Annotated in this window: 16 protein-coding genes; 14 read left to right on the top strand and 2 right to left on the bottom strand. The window is 72.1% G+C overall.

Features of this window, described 5'->3' with window-relative positions:
* The first annotated feature begins 113 nt into the window (after positions 1-113).
* The 12 genes from ACIRC0_RS29285 to der all read left to right on the top strand — a co-directional run bounded on the left by ACIRC0_RS29285 (position 114) and on the right by der (position 13,187).
* Positions 114-2,183 carry a tetratricopeptide repeat protein gene (locus ACIRC0_RS29285; RefSeq protein ID WP_403621716.1) on the top strand — a complete coding sequence of 690 codons (2,070 nt, stop codon included), beginning with the start codon at positions 114-116 and terminating at the stop codon, positions 2,181-2,183.
* Between the two features lie 136 nt (positions 2,184-2,319).
* Entirely contained in the window at positions 2,320-3,444 is a 1,125-nt protein-coding gene (gene ald, locus ACIRC0_RS29280; protein ID WP_403621713.1) for an alanine dehydrogenase, read from the top strand.
* A 422-nt stretch (positions 3,445-3,866) separates the two neighbouring features.
* Complete coding sequence (locus ACIRC0_RS29275) at positions 3,867-5,000, top strand: ParA family protein (RefSeq protein WP_403621710.1); 1,134 nt, start codon at positions 3,867-3,869, stop codon at positions 4,998-5,000.
* Positions 4,985-5,578 carry a hypothetical protein gene (locus tag ACIRC0_RS29270; protein WP_403621707.1) on the top strand — a complete coding sequence of 198 codons (594 nt, stop codon included), beginning with the start codon at positions 4,985-4,987 and terminating at the stop codon, positions 5,576-5,578. The genes ACIRC0_RS29275 and ACIRC0_RS29270 overlap by 16 nt, the downstream gene beginning before the upstream one ends.
* A gap of 19 nt (positions 5,579-5,597) precedes the next feature.
* Positions 5,598-6,770: a segregation/condensation protein A gene (locus tag ACIRC0_RS29265; protein ID WP_403621704.1), complete on the top strand. Its 1,173-nt coding sequence runs from the start codon at positions 5,598-5,600 to the stop codon at positions 6,768-6,770.
* Positions 6,767-7,438, top strand: a complete 672-nt coding sequence (gene scpB / locus ACIRC0_RS29260; protein ID WP_403621701.1) for an SMC-Scp complex subunit ScpB — start codon at positions 6,767-6,769, stop codon at positions 7,436-7,438. The genes ACIRC0_RS29265 and scpB overlap by 4 nt, the downstream gene beginning before the upstream one ends.
* Positions 7,438-8,517, top strand: coding sequence for a pseudouridine synthase (locus ACIRC0_RS29255; protein WP_403621698.1), 1,080 nt, complete (start codon positions 7,438-7,440; stop codon positions 8,515-8,517). Before scpB ends, ACIRC0_RS29255 begins: the two co-directional genes overlap by 1 nt.
* A gap of 166 nt (positions 8,518-8,683) precedes the next feature.
* On the top strand, positions 8,684-9,046 hold the full coding sequence (aroH, locus tag ACIRC0_RS29250) for a chorismate mutase (RefSeq protein WP_403621696.1): 363 nt from the start codon (positions 8,684-8,686) through the stop codon (positions 9,044-9,046).
* On the top strand, positions 9,043-10,128 hold the full coding sequence (locus tag ACIRC0_RS29245) for a prephenate dehydrogenase (protein WP_403621693.1): 1,086 nt from the start codon (positions 9,043-9,045) through the stop codon (positions 10,126-10,128). The genes aroH and ACIRC0_RS29245 overlap by 4 nt, the downstream gene beginning before the upstream one ends.
* Positions 10,129-10,292: 164 nt before the next feature.
* Positions 10,293-10,988 carry a (d)CMP kinase gene (gene cmk, locus ACIRC0_RS29240; RefSeq protein ID WP_403621690.1) on the top strand — a complete coding sequence of 232 codons (696 nt, stop codon included), beginning with the start codon at positions 10,293-10,295 and terminating at the stop codon, positions 10,986-10,988.
* Positions 10,985-11,632 (top strand): lysophospholipid acyltransferase family protein, encoded by a 648-nt coding sequence (locus ACIRC0_RS29235; RefSeq protein WP_403621687.1) that lies wholly within the window; start codon positions 10,985-10,987, stop codon positions 11,630-11,632. The genes cmk and ACIRC0_RS29235 overlap by 4 nt, the downstream gene beginning before the upstream one ends.
* Before the next feature lie 73 nt (positions 11,633-11,705).
* Entirely contained in the window at positions 11,706-13,187 is a 1,482-nt protein-coding gene (gene der / locus ACIRC0_RS29230) for a ribosome biogenesis GTPase Der (protein WP_403621684.1), read from the top strand.
* Between the two features lie 74 nt (positions 13,188-13,261).
* Here the strand turns inward: der and ACIRC0_RS29225 are convergent, their stop codons facing one another.
* Positions 13,262-13,588 (bottom strand): hypothetical protein, encoded by a 327-nt coding sequence (locus ACIRC0_RS29225; protein WP_403621681.1) that lies wholly within the window; start codon positions 13,586-13,588, stop codon positions 13,262-13,264.
* Between the two features lie 88 nt (positions 13,589-13,676).
* Positions 13,677-14,450 carry a hypothetical protein gene (locus ACIRC0_RS29220; protein WP_403621678.1) on the bottom strand — a complete coding sequence of 258 codons (774 nt, stop codon included), beginning with the start codon at positions 14,448-14,450 and terminating at the stop codon, positions 13,677-13,679.
* Positions 14,451-14,989: 539 nt separating this feature from the next.
* On the opposite strand from ACIRC0_RS29220, the gene ACIRC0_RS29215 reads away from it, so the two are divergent.
* Positions 14,990-15,646 carry a transglycosylase family protein gene (locus tag ACIRC0_RS29215; RefSeq protein WP_403621675.1) on the top strand — a complete coding sequence of 219 codons (657 nt, stop codon included), beginning with the start codon at positions 14,990-14,992 and terminating at the stop codon, positions 15,644-15,646.
* A gap of 339 nt (positions 15,647-15,985) precedes the next feature.
* Complete coding sequence (locus ACIRC0_RS29210) at positions 15,986-16,780, top strand: hypothetical protein (RefSeq protein WP_403621794.1); 795 nt, start codon at positions 15,986-15,988, stop codon at positions 16,778-16,780.
* The last annotated feature ends 7 nt before the right edge of the window (positions 16,781-16,787 follow it).

Raw genomic sequence — 16,787 nt, 5'->3', positions numbered from 1 at the left:
GGACGTGTCCGCCGTGCTCCGCCGGGATCGTCGCAGAGCGTCAACTAGGCTCTGACAGCGACCCGCCCGAGGCTTCGGCGGGCCCGTGTGCGCAGTGGACGGGAGCGTGACCCGTGACGGATCAGGCGGTGGACACAGACGGTGGCGTGCGGGCGGACAGCGATCCGCGTCCCGTCGTCGGCCACGGTCGGTTCCTCGGCCGCACACGGGAGTTGAAGGAACTCCGTGCCGACATCGAGCGCGCGGGCCTGGACACCCTCTCCGGACGCAAGGCACCCCGCGCCCGCGTACTGCTCGTCGCAGGCCGCCCCGGTTACGGCCGCACCGCGCTCGCCGAGGAACTGGTGCGCCAGGTCGCGGACGGTTACCCGGACGGCGTGCTGCGCGCCCGCCTCAGCGAGCCCGACGGCACCCCCGTCCCCACCGAGCGCACCGCCCGTGAGCTGCTGACCGCCCTCGGTGTGCCCACTCCGCCCGGGGCCGACGAGGAGGAGCTGGGCCAGGCGGTGCGTGAGGCCCTCACGGGGCGCCGTGCGCTGCTGCTGCTCGACGACGCCGTGTCCGCCGAGCAGGTGGACGCGGTGCTGCCGGACGCGCCCGACTGCCTCGTCGTCGCCGTCGCCCAGGGCCCGCTGACCGGCATCGCGGACGTGCGCCCCTGCACCCTCGGCGGCCTCGACACCAAGGCCGCCCTGGAGCTGCTCACCCGGTACGCCGGTTCCGTGCGCGTCACCGTCGACCCGCGTGCCGCCGAGGGGCTCGTCGAGGAGTGCGCGGGCCAGCCCGCCGCGCTCGTCCTCGCCGGGGGCTGGCTGGCCGCCCAGCCCAAGGCCGCCGTCGCCGACCTCGCACGGCACCTGCGCACCGGCGCCGAGGACGGGCCGCCCCTGGCCCGCGCCTTCCGGCTCTCCTACGAGGCGCTGCCGGGCCCCGCCCAGCGGATGTTGCGGCTGCTGTGTCTGGCCCCCGCCGGCCTGCCCGATCCGCACACCGCCTCCGCGCTGGCCGGCTTCCCCGTGGACACCGCCCGCACCGCCCTCGACGATCTCGCGGACCGCGGCTTCCTGCGGCGCCTTGAGACACCCCTGCCGCAGTACGAGGTCCCGGGCTGCCTGCTGCCCCTGCTACGCGCGCTCGCCGAGCGTCACGACCGTCCGGCCGAGCTGCAGCTGGCCCGCGCCCGGATGCTGGAGCGGACGGTACGGCTGCTGCAGTCCTGCCGGGCGATCACCGAGACCGACAGCCCCCAGGCCCGCGAGAAGCTCGCCGGGCTGCCCCGCGAAATGCGCTTCGCCAGCCCCCGAGCGGCCGAGGACTGGCTGCGCCTGCGACAGCCCGCGCTGCTGGCGTCGGCCCAGCTCGCGGTCGCCGACGGCGAGCTGGACACCCTCGCCCGGCGCCTGATGGCCGCGCTGGTGCGGGCCCTGGTCGCCCACTTCGGCACCCGGTCGGCCGCGCCCGAGCTGTACGGCATCCACCGGCTCGTCCTCGATGTCGCCGAGCGCCGCGGCCTGCACCGCGAGAAGGCGGCGGCCCTGCTGAACCTCGCCGACGTGGACGCGCGGACCGGCCGCACGAGGGAGGCGCTGGCCCGCTACCGGGCCGCGCTGGACGCCGGACGGGCCGGCGACGACCCGTATGCCACCGGCCGCGCGATGGAATCCGTAGGCGGCGCCCACCAGGAGCTCGGGGACTTCGACCGGGCGGCCGACTGGTACGGCAGGGCCTTGTCCCATCGCCTCGCCCGCGACGAGCGTGCCGAGGCCGCCCGCCTGTACGGCCGCCTCGCCACCGTCCAGACCTACGCCGGCCGTTACGGCGAGGCGCAGCGCAACTGGCGCGCGGCGATCGCTCTGCACCGCAGGAGCGGCGATGTGGCCGCGCACGCCCGGGCGTTGAGCGAACTGGCCCGCGTCCAGGAGTACGCCGGACGGCCCGAGGAGTCGCTGCGCACCTGCGAGGAGGCCGTCGAGTGGGCGCGGCAGGCCGACGACACCCGGCTGCAGGCGGCGCTCCGGCTCCGGGTCGCCGACACCCTGGAACGCCTCGGCGACCCGGCGGCCGCCGCCCTGCACCGGTCGGCGGCCGAGCGCATGCTGGGAGACGGGGCGCACGAGGGCCCACCGGCCCCGGAACACACCGCTAACGCCTGCGAAATCCGTAGTACACCCGCTGAAGATTGATGCAATGAAAGGCTAGACAGCGGGAACACCTTCATTAAACTGGCTTCGCCGCACGTTCTCCTGCGGTGTCTCCCGGTGTGCGCCTGTGCGTCCGGGTATGTCTTGCAATGCCCCCACATTCCCTGAGCCAAGGACCGTGATCGACGTGAAGGTCGGCATCCCCCGCGAGGTCAAGAACAACGAGTTCCGGGTGGCCATCACCCCCGCCGGCGTGCACGAGCTGGTGCGCCACGGCCACCAGGTCGTCGTCGAGCGGAACGCCGGTGTCGGCTCCTCGATCCCGGACGAGGAGTACATCGCCGCAGGCGCACAGATCCTGGACACCGCCGACGAGGTGTGGGCCACCGCCGACCTGCTGCTGAAGGTCAAGGAGCCCATCGCCGAGGAGTACCACCGCCTCCGCAAGGACCAGACGCTCTTCACCTACCTGCACCTGGCCGCCTCCAAGGAGTGCACGGACGCGCTGCTCGAGTCCGGCACCACGGCGATCGCCTACGAGACGGTCGAGCTGTCGAACCGGGCGCTCCCGCTGCTCGCCCCCATGTCCGAGGTCGCGGGCCGGCTCGCCCCGCAGGTCGGCGCCTACCACCTCATGGCCGCCAACGGCGGCCGCGGTGTGCTGCCCGGCGGCGTCCCGGGCGTGCCGGCCGGCAAGGCCGTCGTCATCGGCGGCGGCGTGTCGGGGTGGAACGCCGCGCAGATCGCCATCGGCATGGGCTTCCACGTGACCCTGCTCGACAGGGACATCAACAAGCTCAAGGAGGCGGACAAGATCTTCGGCACGAAGATCCAGACCGTCGTCTCCAACGCCTTCGAGCTGGAGAAGGCCTGCCTGGACGCCGACCTCGTCATCGGTGCCGTCCTCATCCCGGGCGCCAAGGCCCCGAAGCTGGTCACCAACGAGCTGGTCTCCCGGATGAAGCCCGGAAGTGTCCTTGTCGACATCGCGATCGACCAGGGCGGCTGCTTCGAGGACTCGCGCCCGACCACGCACGCGGAGCCGACCTTCAGGGTCCACGAGTCGGTCTTCTACTGCGTCGCCAACATGCCCGGCGCCGTCCCCAACACCTCCACCTACGCGCTGACCAACGCCACGCTGCCCTACATCGTGGAACTCGCCGACCGCGGCTGGGTCGAGGCCCTGCGCCGCGACGCGGCGCTGGCCAAGGGCCTCAACACCCATGACGGCAAGGTGGTTTACAAGGAGGTCGCCGAGGCACACGGCCTGGAGCACGTCGAGCTCGAGTCCCTGCTCGGCTAGTCCCTCACCAGGCCGGCCACCGGTGCGGGTTCGATTTCCCGTGCCCACAAGGCGATAGGTCAACACGCCTCGTCAACACCGCTCATCCGGCCGGACCTTGCCCGACAAGGTCCGGCCGGATGTGTGTATGGTCACTTTGGCGACACTCGTTCAAGTCGCCTCGAACGTAACCCTTCCACCGTTTCGCACACCGGTGAAACCGGGCGAACGACGCCCGGACGCCCTTGACAGCGGGATGTTTCATTGCCGACACATCGATCCGGGTCCGGCGGATTGTGTTGCTGCGGACCGCCGACACGCCATAGAGTCGCCAACCGTCGGCATGGTGCCACGCTGACCTATCTAGAAGTTTCCTGGTCACCAAGGAGGTAAGACGACTTGTGAATGAGTCGACATTTACTCCCGGGGGTGGTCAACCAGGAATGCCTGCGCGGGTCACGGGCCCCACGGGGCTCGAGGCTGTCGGCTCCGTCGCTGTCCGTACCTTCGCAGCCCACCAGAGCCAGAGCCCCCACATGGCTCAGACAGCACACCAGAGCATGGATGGCCAACACGTGAACGCCATGTCCGGCGACGGAAGTGGCGGAGTCCACAACCACTTCGCCGACTACGAAGAGCTGCCCGAGGGGCACTTCTACGACCCCGACGCCGAATACGAGCCCGATCCCGAGTACGCGGCCACGCTCGCGCCCGACGCGGCCCGGCAGCGCCGTGAGCGCATCGGCCCCACCGGCCGCCCGCTGCCGTACTTCCCGATCCCCGGACCGCTGACCGACCACGGCCCGGCCACGATCATCGCGATGTGCAACCAGAAGGGCGGCGTCGGCAAGACCACGTCGACCATCAACCTGGGTGCCGCGCTCGCGGAGTACGGGCGCCGGGTGCTGCTCGTCGACTTCGACCCGCAGGGCGCGCTGTCCGTGGGACTCGGCGTGAACCCCATGGAGCTGGACCTCACCGTCTACAACCTGCTCATGGAGCGGGGCATGTCGGCGGACGAGGTCCTGCTGAAGACCGCGGTCCCCAACATGGACCTGCTGCCGAGCAACATCGACCTCTCGGCCGCCGAGGTCCAGCTGGTGTCGGAGGTCGCGCGCGAGTCCACGCTCCAGCGGGCGCTCAAGCCGCTACTGCCGGACTACGACTACATCGTGATCGACTGCCAGCCCTCGCTCGGCCTGCTCACCGTGAACGCGCTCACCGCGGCGCACAAGGTGATCGTGCCGCTGGAGTGCGAGTTCTTCGCGCTGCGCGGTGTCGCGCTGCTCACCGAGACCATCGAGAAGGTCCAGGAGCGGCTCAACCCCGACCTGGAGCTCGACGGCATCCTCGCCACGATGTACGACTCCCGGACCGTGCACAGCCGTGAGGTCCTCGCGCGGGTCGTCGAGGCGTTCGACGACCACGTCTACCACACGGTGATCGGCCGGACCGTGCGCTTCCCGGAGACCACGGTCGCCGGTGAACCGATCACCACGTACGCCTCCAACTCCGTCGGTGCCGCCGCCTACCGCCAGCTCGCCAGGGAGGTGCTCGCCCGGTGTCACGCCGAGTGAGTCTGCCGGGGGCCGACGAACTGTTCCGTACCACCGGGGGAACGGCGCTCCAGGCGTCCACTCCCAGGCGCCAGGCCAACGGCGAGGCCCGGGTGCCGGCTCCCGCGGGCGAGAGCGACCCGGCGGCCCCGGCGGAGGACGCACCGCCGTCGGTGCCCGTGCAGGGCGGCGACGGGGAGGGCGACGAGCACGTCGCGGCGGACGTCGCGGAGGCGGAGGCCGGGGAGTCCCGCGCACGGTCCACCGCCGCCGAGCGGACCGCGCGGCGTGGCGCGGCGGCGGCGCAGGAAGGTTCTGCCGGTCCCTCGGCGGCCTCGTCCGCGGCCCAGCAGCGCAAGCGGGGGCGTGCGGCCGGGCGGCGGCCCAGCGGGCGCGAGCGGCACGACGAGAAGATCACCGTGTACGTGTCCGCGGAGGAGCTGATGGACCTCGAGCACGCACGGCTGGTGCTCCGGGGTGAGCACGGGCTCGCGGTGGACCGCGGGCGGATCGTGCGGGAGGCCGTCGCCGTGGTGCTGGCGGATCTGGAGTCCCGGGGGGACGCGAGCATTCTCGTACGTCGGCTCCGGGGGCGGTAAGAGGTAGCCTGCGACGGCTATGACCTCGAACGACGGCTCCGCTTCCGCTACCGGTTCCTCCGGCTCCGGCGGGCGTCGGCGTGCGCTGGGGCGGGGCCCCGGAGCCGCACCGGCGGTGCCTGTCCGGGAGCCGGAGCCGCTCGAAGAGGTACCGTCGGCCGCCGAGCCTGAACCTCGGCCCGAGCCTGAGGCCGCGCCTCGGCCCGAGCTCGTATCTCGGCCGGAGCCCGAGCCTCAGCCCGAATCTCGGCCTGAGCCTGAGCCCGGATCCCGGCCTGAGCCTGAGCCCGAATCCCGGCCTCGGCTCGAACCGGGAGCCGCTGACGAGGTGCCCCGGGCCCCCGCACCTCCACTCGACGAGACCGAACCCGGCGACGGTGTCTTCAAGGTCCGGCTCGACAACTTCGAGGGGCCCTTCGATCTGCTCCTGCAGTTGATCTCCAAGCACAAGCTCGACGTGACCGAGGTCGCCCTGTCCAAGGTGACCGACGAGTTCATGGCGCACATCCGGGCCATGGGGCCGGACTGGGACCTGGACCAGACGACCGAGTTCCTCGTCGTCGCCGCCACGCTGCTCGACCTCAAGGCCGCGCGGCTGCTGCCCGCCGCCGAGGTGGAGGACGAGGCCGACCTCGCGCTGCTCGAAGCCAGGGACCTGCTGTTCGCGCGGCTGCTGCAGTACCGCGCGTACAAACAGATCGCCGAGATCTTCAACCGGCGCACCGACGACGAGGCCCGGCGGTATCCCCGTACCGTCGGCCTCGAGCCGCACCACGCCGAGCTGCTGCCCGAGGTCGTCATCAGCATCGGTCCCGAGGGGTTCGCCAAGCTCGCCGTCAAGGCGATGCAGCCCAAGCCGAAGCCGCAGGTGTATGTCGACCACATCCACGCCCCGCTCGTCAGCGTGCAGGAGCAGGCCGGGATCGTCGTGGCCCGGCTGAGACAACTCGGCGAGGCCAGCTTCCGGGCTCTGATCGAGGACACCGACGACACCCTCACCGTCGTCGCCCGCTTCCTCGCACTGCTGGAGCTGTACCGCGAGAAGGCCGTGGCGCTGGAGCAGGAGGCCGCCCTCGGCGAGCTGGTCGTGCGCTGGACCGGTGGGGACGGGGACGCCGACGTCAGGGTCACCGACGAGTTCGACCGGCCGCCCGAGGAGCCCGAGCCGGCCAAGGAGGAGGAGAAGGCGTGATCGAGAACACCATCGACGCACCGGCAGGGCTGAACACCGTCGCCGGCCTCGACCTCAAGCCCGCTCTCGAGGCCGTCCTCATGGTCGTGGACGAGCCCGCCACCGAGGAGCACCTGGCGAAGATCCTGGAGCGGCCTCGCCGGCAGATCGCGGACGCGCTGCGCGAGCTGGCGGACGAGTACACCGTGCAGGGCCGAGGCTTCGAGCTGCGGTTCGTCGCGGGCGGCTGGCGTTTCTACACGCGCGCCGAGTACGCCCCCGCCGTGGAGCGGTTCGTGCTCGACGGGCAGCAGGCCCGCCTCACCCAGGCCGCACTGGAGACCCTCGCCGTGGTCGCGTACCGCCAGCCGGTCAGCCGCAGCCGCGTCTCGGCGGTGCGCGGAGTGAACTGCGACGGGGTCATGCGCACCCTCCTCCAGCGCGGTCTGGTCGAAGAGGCGGGCACGGAACCCGAAACAGGTGCGATCCTGTACAGGACGACGAACTACTTCCTGGAGCGGATGGGCCTGCGCGGCCTGGACGAGCTTCCGGAGCTCGCGCCCTTCCTCCCGGAGGCGGAGGCGATCGAGGCCGAGACCCAGGAGGGCGTACCGTCGTTCGACCCGGACGCTCCCGATGCTCCGGACGCAGACGACGATCACACGACGAAGACGACGACGGAACTTTGATGCGAAGCAGCGGCAGCGGCAAGAGCGGCGGGCGCGGTAACTACCGCGGCGCCGGCAACGACAGGGACCAGAAGCAGGGGCAGGGCCGCCCCCGCAAGCCCCGCCCCGAGGAGCGCCGCTACGACGTCGGCCCGGGCGCCACGCAGGACGGCCCGAAGTCCGGGCGCGGCGGTGCGGCCCGCGGCGGCGCCAAGGGCGGCCCGAAGCAGCCCCAGCAGTCCCAGCAGCGCGGCGGGCGCGGTCGTACGGCCCCGGCGCGCCCGCGCGAGTACGAGGCGCAGATCGAGGAGCGCAACCGCGAGCGGTACGCGGGCAAGAAGGACCTCAAGCTGCCCAAGACCTTCCCGGGCGCCGAGCAGGAGGGCGAGCGGCTGCAGAAGGTGCTCGCGCGTGCGGGCTACGGCTCCCGGCGCGCCTGCGAGGAGCTGATCGAGCAGGCCAGGGTCGAGGTCAACGGCGCGATCGTCACCGAGCAGGGCCTGCGGGTCGACCCCGAGAAGGACGAGATCAAGGTCGACGGGCTGACCGTGGCCACGCAGTCGTACCAGTTCTTCTCGCTCAACAAGCCCGCCGGTGTCGTCTCCACCATGGAGGACCCGGAGGGGCGCCAGTGCCTCGGCGACTACGTCACCAACCGTGAGACCCGGCTCTTCCACGTCGGCCGGCTCGACACCGAGACCGAGGGCGTCATCCTGCTCACCAACCACGGCGAGCTCGCGCACCGGCTGACCCACCCCAAGTACGGCGTGAAGAAGACCTACCTCGCGCACATCGTGGGCCCGATCCCGCGCGATCTCGGCAAGCGCCTGAAGGACGGCATCCAGCTCGAGGACGGGTACGCGCGCGCGGACCACTTCCGGGTGGTCGAGCAGACCGGCAAGAACTACCTCGTCGAGGTGACCCTGCACGAGGGGCGCAAGCACATCGTGCGGCGCATGCTGGCCGAGGCCGGCTTCCCTGTGGACAAGTTGGTGCGCACCGCGTTCGGGCCGATCACGCTCGGGGACCAGAAGTCGGGGTGGCTGCGGCGGCTGTCCAACACCGAGGTCGGCATGTTGATGAAGGAAGTCGATCTGTAGCCCCTGAGATCGGGTCCTTCCGACGGTCGGCGTCCGCGGATCCGTCGTGATCGATCGCGCCCACGCGGCGGAGCCGCACATCGGCACAGGCCCGCGCCCCTAGGGGGCGCGGGCTGCCCTACGCTGGTGACCTGACGTTTTCCGTAGATCGGCAAGGAGCAACACCGTGGCGGTACGAGCGGTCCGTGGCGCCGTTCAGCTCGAGCGGGACGAGGCCGGGCACATGGACGAGCAGGTCGGTGCCCTGCTCTCCGCCATCCTGGAGCGCAACGGGCTGACCACCGACGACCTGATCAGCATCTGGTTCACGGCCACGCCCGATCTGCACAGCGACTTCCCGGCGGCCGCCGCCCGCAAGCTCGGCATCGTCGACGTGCCGCTGATCTGCGCCCAGGAGCTGGACATCGAGGGCGCGATGCCCCGGGTCGTCCGCATCCTCGCCCACATCGAGTCCGACAAGCCGCGCGCGGAGATCGCGCATGTCTACCTCGGTGCCGCCGCCGCTCTGCGCAAGGACATCGCCCAGTGAGGACCGCACTCGTCATCGGCACGGGGCTGATCGGCACGTCCGCGGCCCTGGCGCTCGCCGCCCGCGGGGTCACCGTGCACCTCTCCGACCACGACCCGGAGCAGGCCCGTACGGCCGCCGCGCTCGGAGCCGGGACCGACGAGGCGCCCGAGGGACCGGTCGACCTGGTGATCGTCGCCGCCCCGCCCGCCCACGTGGCCGCCGCGCTCGCCGACGCCATGCGGCGCGGCCTCGGGCGCGGTTACCTCGACGTGGCCAGCGTCAAGGGCGGCCCGCGTCGCGAGCTGGAGGCGCTCGGCCTCGACCTGACCCCGTACATCGGCACACACCCCATGTCGGGCCGCGAGAAGTCGGGCCCGCTGGCGGCCAGCGGCGACCTCTTCGAGGGGCGGCCCTGGGTGCTGACCCCGACCCGGGACACCGACACCGAGGTGCTCAACCTCGCCCTGGAGCTGGTCTCGCACTGCCGTGCCGTGCCGGTCGTCATGGACGCCGACGCCCACGACCGGGCCGTCGCGCTCGTCTCGCACATGCCCCACCTGGTCTCCAGCATGGTCGCCGCGCGCCTGGAGCACGCCGAAGAGGCGGCCGTACGGCTGTGCGGGCAGGGCATCCGGGACGTGACCCGGATCGCGGCCTCCGACCCCCGGATGTGGATCGACATCCTGTCCGCCAACCCGGGCCCGGTCGCCGACCTGCTCTCCGAGGTCGCCGCCGACCTCGACGAGACCGTCCAGGCCCTGCGGGCCCTGCAGTCCTCCGACGAGGCCAAGCGGCGCGAGGGCACCGAGGGCATCGAGGACGTGCTGCGCCGCGGCAACGCCGGCCAGGTCCGGGTGCCCGGCAAGCACGGCAGCGCCCCGCGGGCGTACGAGACCGTGGCCGTGCTCATCGACGACCAGCCCGGCCAGCTGGCCCGTATCTTCGCGGACGCGGGCAGGGCCGGGATCAACATCGAGGACGTCCGCATCGAACACGCGACGGGGCAGCAGGCGGGCCTGGTCCAGCTGATGGTGGAGCAGGCGGCCGCCCCGGTGCTGAGCGCCACGCTGCGGGAGCGGGGCTGGGTGATCCGGCAGTAGGGCGGGCGTACGACCGGTCACGGGTCCGCGCCGGGCGCTGCGGCAACCGGGTGACGGGCAGGCCCGGCATGCCGGGCCCGGCGAGCCAGTAACCTTGTGCGGGGCGCCCTCGCGTCCCGCCCGTCCACCCACCCGCCACACACCACCAGGAAGGTGTTCCCACCGTGGAAAACGGCGCCGCCCGGACCGCCCCGGCAGTGATTGTCGCCATCGACGGCCCCGCCGGCACGGGCAAGTCGAGCACGTCGAAGGCTGTGGCCGCACAGCTCGGGCTCAGCTACCTGGACACCGGCGCCCAGTACCGGGCGATCACCTGGTGGATGGTGAACAACGGCATCGACATAGCGGACCCCACTGCCGTCGCGGCCGTGGCGGGCAAGCCGGAGATCGTCTCCGGTACCGACCCGAAGGCCCCCACCATCACCGTGGACGGCACGGACGTCTCCGGGCCGATCCGCTCCCCGGAGGTCTCCTCCCAGGTCAGCGCGGTCAGCGCGGTGCCCGAGGTGCGGGCCCGGATCACCGAGCTGCAGCGCACCATCGCGGCCGCCGCCGAGAACGGCATCGTCGTCGAGGGCCGCGACATCGGCACGACCGTGCTGCCCGACGCCGACCTGAAGATCTTCCTCACCGCCTCCCCGGAGGCACGCGCCGCCCGCCGCAACGGCGAACTGAAGGGCGCGGACCTGCACGCCACCCGTGAGGCGCTGATCAAGCGGGACGCGGCCGACTCCAGCCGCAAGACCTCCCCGCTCGCGAAGGCGGACGACGCGGTCGAGGTGGACACCACCGACCTCACCCTCCAGCAGGTCATCGAGTGCGTCGTCACCCTCGTCGAGGAGAAGCGGGCCGGGAAGTGACCGAGGCTCCTTCCGTGCGCAGCGCCGAAGTCGGGCGGCGCATCGGCGTCCCGCTGATGTACGGGCTGTGGAAGCCGCGCGTGCTCGGCGCGTGGAGGGTGCCCGCGAGCGGCCCGGTGATCCTCGCCGTGAACCACTCCCACAACATCGACGGGCCCATGGTCATGGGCGTGGCGCCCAGGCCGACGCACTTCCTGATCAAGAAGGAGGCGTTCGTCGGCCCCCTGGACCCCTTCCTGCGCGGCATCGGCCAGCTGAAGGTGGACCGCACGTCCACCGACCGCACGGCCATCACCCAGGCGCTCGGCGTGCTCCAGAACGGGGGAGTCCTCGGCATCTTCCCCGAGGGCACCCGGGGCGAGGGCGACTTCACCTCGCTGCGCGCCGGGCTCGCCTACTTCGCGGTCCGCAGCGGGGCGCCGATCGTCCCGGTCGCGGTGCTGGGAAGTTCCGAGCGGCGGGGACGGTTGATAAAGGGGCTGCCCCCGCTGCGCAGCCGTATCGACGTCGTCTTCGGCGAGCCGTTCCAGGCGGGCGACGGCAGCGGGCGGCGTACGCGCAAGGCGCTGGACGAGGCGACCGTGCGCATCCAGAAGCAGCTCGCCGGGCACCTGGAAAACGCCAGGCGTTCGACCGGGCGCTAGGCGACACTTGAGTAGTGGATCACCGTAGGTGCGGTGCTCCACCGATCACCACGATGAACGAGGTACGGACTTCATGAACGACCAGATCCAGCCCGACGGCTCGGCTGAGCACGAGTACGAGCACGGGGCGCTCGGCGACGCCGAGTACGCGGAGTTCATGGAGCTCGCCGCGGAAGAGGGCTTCGACCTCGAGGACGTCGAGGGCGCCATCGAGGAGGCCGGACACGGCCCGCTCCCGGTGCTCGCCGTCGTCGGCCGCCCCAATGTCGGCAAGTCGACCCTGGTGAACCGCATCATCGGCCGCCGCGAGGCCGTCGTCGAGGACAAGCCCGGCGTCACCCGCGACCGCGTCACCTACGAGGCCGAGTGGGCGGGCCGCCGCTTCAAGGTCGTCGACACCGGCGGCTGGGAGCAGGACGTCCTCGGCATCGACGCCTCCGTGGCCGCGCAGGCCGAGTACGCGATCGAGGCCGCCGACGCGGTCGTGTTCGTCGTCGACGCCAAGGTCGGCGCCACCGACACCGACGAGGCGGTGGTCCGGCTGCTGCGCAAGGCGGGCAAGCCCGTGGTGCTCGCCGCCAACAAGGTCGACGGCCCGAGCGGCGAGGCCGACGCGGCGTACCTGTGGAACCTCGGCCTCGGCGAGCCGTACCCGGTCTCGGCGCTGCACGGCCGTGGCACCGGCGACATGCTGGACGCCGTCCTCGAGGCCCTGCCCGAGGCGCCCGCCCAGACCTTCGGCGGCGCCGGGGTCGGCGGACCGCGCCGTGTCGCCCTGATCGGCCGCCCGAACGTCGGCAAGTCCTCACTGCTGAACAAGGTCGCCGGCGAGGAGCGCGTCGTCGTCAACGAACTGGCGGGCACCACCCGTGACCCGGTCGACGAGCTGATCGAACTCGGCGGCAAGACCTGGAAGTTCGTCGACACGGCCGGCATCCGCAAGCGGGTCCACCTCCAGCAGGGCGCCGACTACTACGCCTCGCTGCGCACCGCCGCCGCCGTCGAGAAGGCGGAGGTCGCGGTCGTCCTCATCGACGCCTCCGAGTCCATCTCCGTACAGGACCAGCGCATCGTCACCATGGCGGTGGACGCGGGCCGTGCGCTCGTGCTCGCCTTCAACAAGTGGGACACCCTCGACGAGGAGCGCCGCTACTACCTGGAGCGGGAGATCGAGACCGAGCTGGGCCAGGTGGCGTGGGCGCCGCGGGTGAACGTCTCGGCGCGTACCGGCCGCCATATGGAGAAGCTGGTCCCGGCGATCGAGACCGCCCTCGCGGGCTGGGAGACCCGGGTGCCGACGGGCCGCCTCAACGCGTTCCTCGGCGAGCTCGTGTCCGCGCACCCGCACCCCGTCCGGGGCGGCAAGCAGCCGCGCATCCTCTTCGGCACGCAGGCCGGCACCAAGCCCCCGCGGTTCGTGCTCTTCGCCTCCGGCTTCATCGAGGCGGGCTACCGCCGGTTCATCGAGCGGCGGCTGCGCGAGGAGTTCGGCTTCGAGGGTGCGCCGATCCATATCTCGGTCCGCGTGCGCGAGAAGCGCGGCAAGAAGAAGTGACGTGAAGTGACACAAGGGCCGGCCTCCGTGCGGGGGCCGGCCCTTCGCGTGTTCTGCGTCCTCTGCCGCCCCGCTCACAGCCCCCTGCGTGGTGCGGGGGGCAGCGCCGGGACGTGGTGCATGCCGCGGGCGTGCCGCGCCACCTGCTGCCAGACGCTGGCCGCCGAGGCCGTATGGCCGTGCTGGGCAGCCAGGTGCCCGGTCCCGTGCTGGGGGGAGGCGGAGAAGGCGGTGAAGCCCAGATCCTCCTCGCCGCTGCGGTCGCCCGGGCACGCCCGGAAGGCCCTGACGTACTCGGCGTAGAGCGCGTCGTAGATCGGCGTGGCGGAGGGGGCCTGGGTCGCTGCCCCGGAGCGGATCGGCTGGTAGGACTGGCGGCGGGGGACGTCATATGCGTGCACGTAGGTGCCAACGACCCCGCCGCTCAAGGGATGCGCACGATTGGTCCGCTTCGTCGGCAGCGGCGGCGCCCTGGAGAGGGGCCAGGCCTCAGATGCCCGCCAGAGGCAACGCCGCGGCCACGAGCTTGCCGTACGCCGCTGCCCTGTCCAGCGCCTCACGCAGCAGGTCCTCACGCGGCTGACGCCCGATCGATCCCACCGGCGCGGCGAACATCAGCACTTGCTGGTGCTTGTTGGCGGCCGCCCGCCACCCGTCCGTCACCTGCAGCGGCTGGTGGGCCTGCCACCATGCCACCGGCTGCCCGCCGTTCGCCCCGGGCTGCAGCACCGCGTGCAGCTGGCCCACGGCGAGCAGCACCGACCAGCCGTGCAGCACCGGCGGCACCGACTCGATCGCCGTCAGCGGCATGAAGCCCTGCTCGATGAGCAGCGGCAGGAAGTCGTCGCCGATCCCGGTCGTGCCCGGGCGCGCGATCGGCGCGGTCGGCTCCACGACGAGCGCCGGGTGCAGCTCTCCGGCGATCAGGACGAGTCCGCTGGTGACACCGAGCACCGCCTGCTCGGGTACGGCCGTGCCGGGCCCCTGGTCGGCGGCGATGGAGCGGACGGCGCCCTGCAGCTGTTCCTCGGTGACCTGGACGACCTGGGAGGGCAGGCAGGTGGCGTGGGCGAAGGCGAGGACGGCCGTCTCCTCGCCGACGAACAGGACGGTGCTGGTGCGCTCCTGTGAGGAGTCGCCCGGGGTGCGGCAGGAGGTGCAGTCGTAACTGCCCGGGGTGTTGTCTCCGGCGAGCAGCCGGTCGGCTTCTTCGTCGCCGATCTCGGCGCGTACGGCGTCGCTGACGTCGAGCATGCGCGGCACGGGTGGCTCCCTCGGGATGCGGTGCGTGACGGTGCCGGGTGGCTCCCGGCCCATGAGCCCGGGGGTCCCCGGCTCATGAAGATGACAACGGGCGATCTGTGGCCGGAGTCACGCCCGAAGGCGAACGGAATCGAACCGACCAGCGCGCAGGGTGAAGCTCCCTGCGGAATCGGTTACTCCACGTCAACTTCTGCCAAGTCACTGCGAGTTGGTTCCGTGAACTGACTCACAGACCGTCGCGTGCGCTGGTCGACAAATCCGGAAATCAGCGAATGAAGTGGGTGGCCTGAAATCGACGATACCCGCGGTAACCGCCAACTGGCCTGGAATGACATCGAGTCGGTTGATTCCGGGCTGCAGACCTCCTTACATTCCTCCGCCGTGTGCAACGAGCACCGCCCGGGTACGTCCACCGGCCGCGCCGCACAGCCGGCGCGCAGCACCACCTCCGGCGGACGGGGCGGAGTGCGACGACCGCGTTCATGCGCGGGACGGCGCGCCTCGCCTTGGGGGATCCGGGTCTGTGGAGAGGGAATTACATGTCCGAATGTGCCGATAACGCCCGTAAGACTCGTACGACCCGTAACTCGGCGGTCCTCGCCGGCGCGGCCCTGCTCGCCCCGCTCGGACTGCTCGCCGCGACCGGCAACGCCGCCGCGGCCGACGGTGGAGTGTGGGACCGCATCGCCCAGTGCGAAAGCGGCGGGAACTGGCACATCAACACCGGCAACGGCTACTACGGAGGACTGCAGTTCTCCGCCGGCACCTGGCGCGCGTACGGCGGCACGGCCTACGCCCCGACCGCCGACCAGGCCTCCCGCCAGGCGCAGATCGCCATCGCCACCAAGGTCCAGCAGGCCCAGGGCTGGGGCGCCTGGCCGGTCTGCTCGCAGCGCGCCGGAGCCTACGGCAGCGCGCCCACCACGTCGGGCGCCGAGGTGAGCACCCGCTCCTCCTCCAAGAAGGCCACCACCGAGTCCGCCCCGGCGAAGCAGGCGTGGAAGGCGCCGCAGCGCTCGACGGGCCACGTCAACCGCAGCGCGTCCCGCGGTGACTACACCGTGCGCCAGGGCGACACGCTCAGCGGCATCGCCGAGCGGCACGGCATCAGCTGGCAGCGGCTGTACGAGCGCAACAAGTCGGTCATCGGCGGCGACCCCGACCTGATCGTTCCCGGGCAGCGGCTCGAACTCTGACCGCGCCCGCCCTCGGGCCCCGACGTCTCAGCGGGACGTCGGGGCCCGACGCGTTCGTGCACGGCCACGGGCTGCCGCTCCCCGTGGCCGTGAGCGGCCGCCCCCGCCTGCGACGACGCGCACGAGCCGCCCGTCCGTGGGAGGCTGGGAGGACGCGGAGGGCCGGCTCGGCCGGGGCGGTGTGTACGCCACCTGTCGCGGTGTACCGCATTCATCGGCCTCGCCCCCGCCCGTCCGGCTGCGCGGCTCGGTCCACCGCACCCGGGCGGCGCCGCTCGGTGGCGCCCACACAGTTCGGGAGGCCGGGCGCAGCGCGCTGAGAAGGGGGCGCCCCGCATGATGACCGAAGGCCCACGCGCCGCCCCGCCCTTGTCCGCCGACTGCGTCGCCGACACCGCGGGCGGACTGACCTTCGACATCGGCGTCGCCGAGCCGGGTCCCGCCCACCTGGTGCTGCGCCGCCGCGACGGCGAGGAGTGCGCGCTGCCCCTGGCTCCCGCCGAGGGCGGCCGGCTGCGCGCCGCCCTGCCCAGCAGCGTCGACCTGCCCGAGGGCCGCTGGGACGCCTACGCACGGTTCGCCGAGGACGAGCCGCACCCCCTCGTCCCGGGCGTCAAAGACCTGCGGTCCCTCGTCGACCGCGTGCCCGGGGAAACGGCCGCCCGGATCGCCGTCCGCATCCCGTACACCACCAGGCGGGGCACCCTGGCCGTCCGCAGCTGGCTGCGCGCCCCGCACGCCGAGGCCGGAGAACTGCACATCACCCAGGCCGGGTTCACGGTGAGCGGCCGGGTGTACGGCACCGGGCTCGCACCCGACGCCTATGCCGAGGTCCGTGAGCGCAGCTGTGCGGAGAAGGTGCTGCGCACGGGCGTCACCGCCCGGGAGACGGAGTTCGGCTTCACCGTTCCCTACGCGCCGCTCGACCCCGGCATCTGGGACCTGTGGCTGCGCCCGGCGGGGGAGGAGGGGCCGCGGGTGCGGATCGCTCGGCTGCTCGACGACGTCGTGGACAAGAGGCCGGTCTTCCGCTACCCGAAGGCCGCGGTGCGGGCGGAGCACGGCGAGGTCCGGGCCCGGCCCTACTACACCGTCGACAACGACCTGTCGGTGACCGTCAGCGCCGTGAGCTGACCGCCTT

Source organism: Streptomyces sp. NPDC093984 (genome assembly GCF_044764595.1).
Lineage (GTDB): Bacteria > Actinomycetota > Actinomycetes > Streptomycetales > Streptomycetaceae > Streptomyces > Streptomyces cynarae.
Note: the sequence above shows the minus strand (reverse complement) of the source record. Positions and strands in the feature narration are given on the sequence as shown.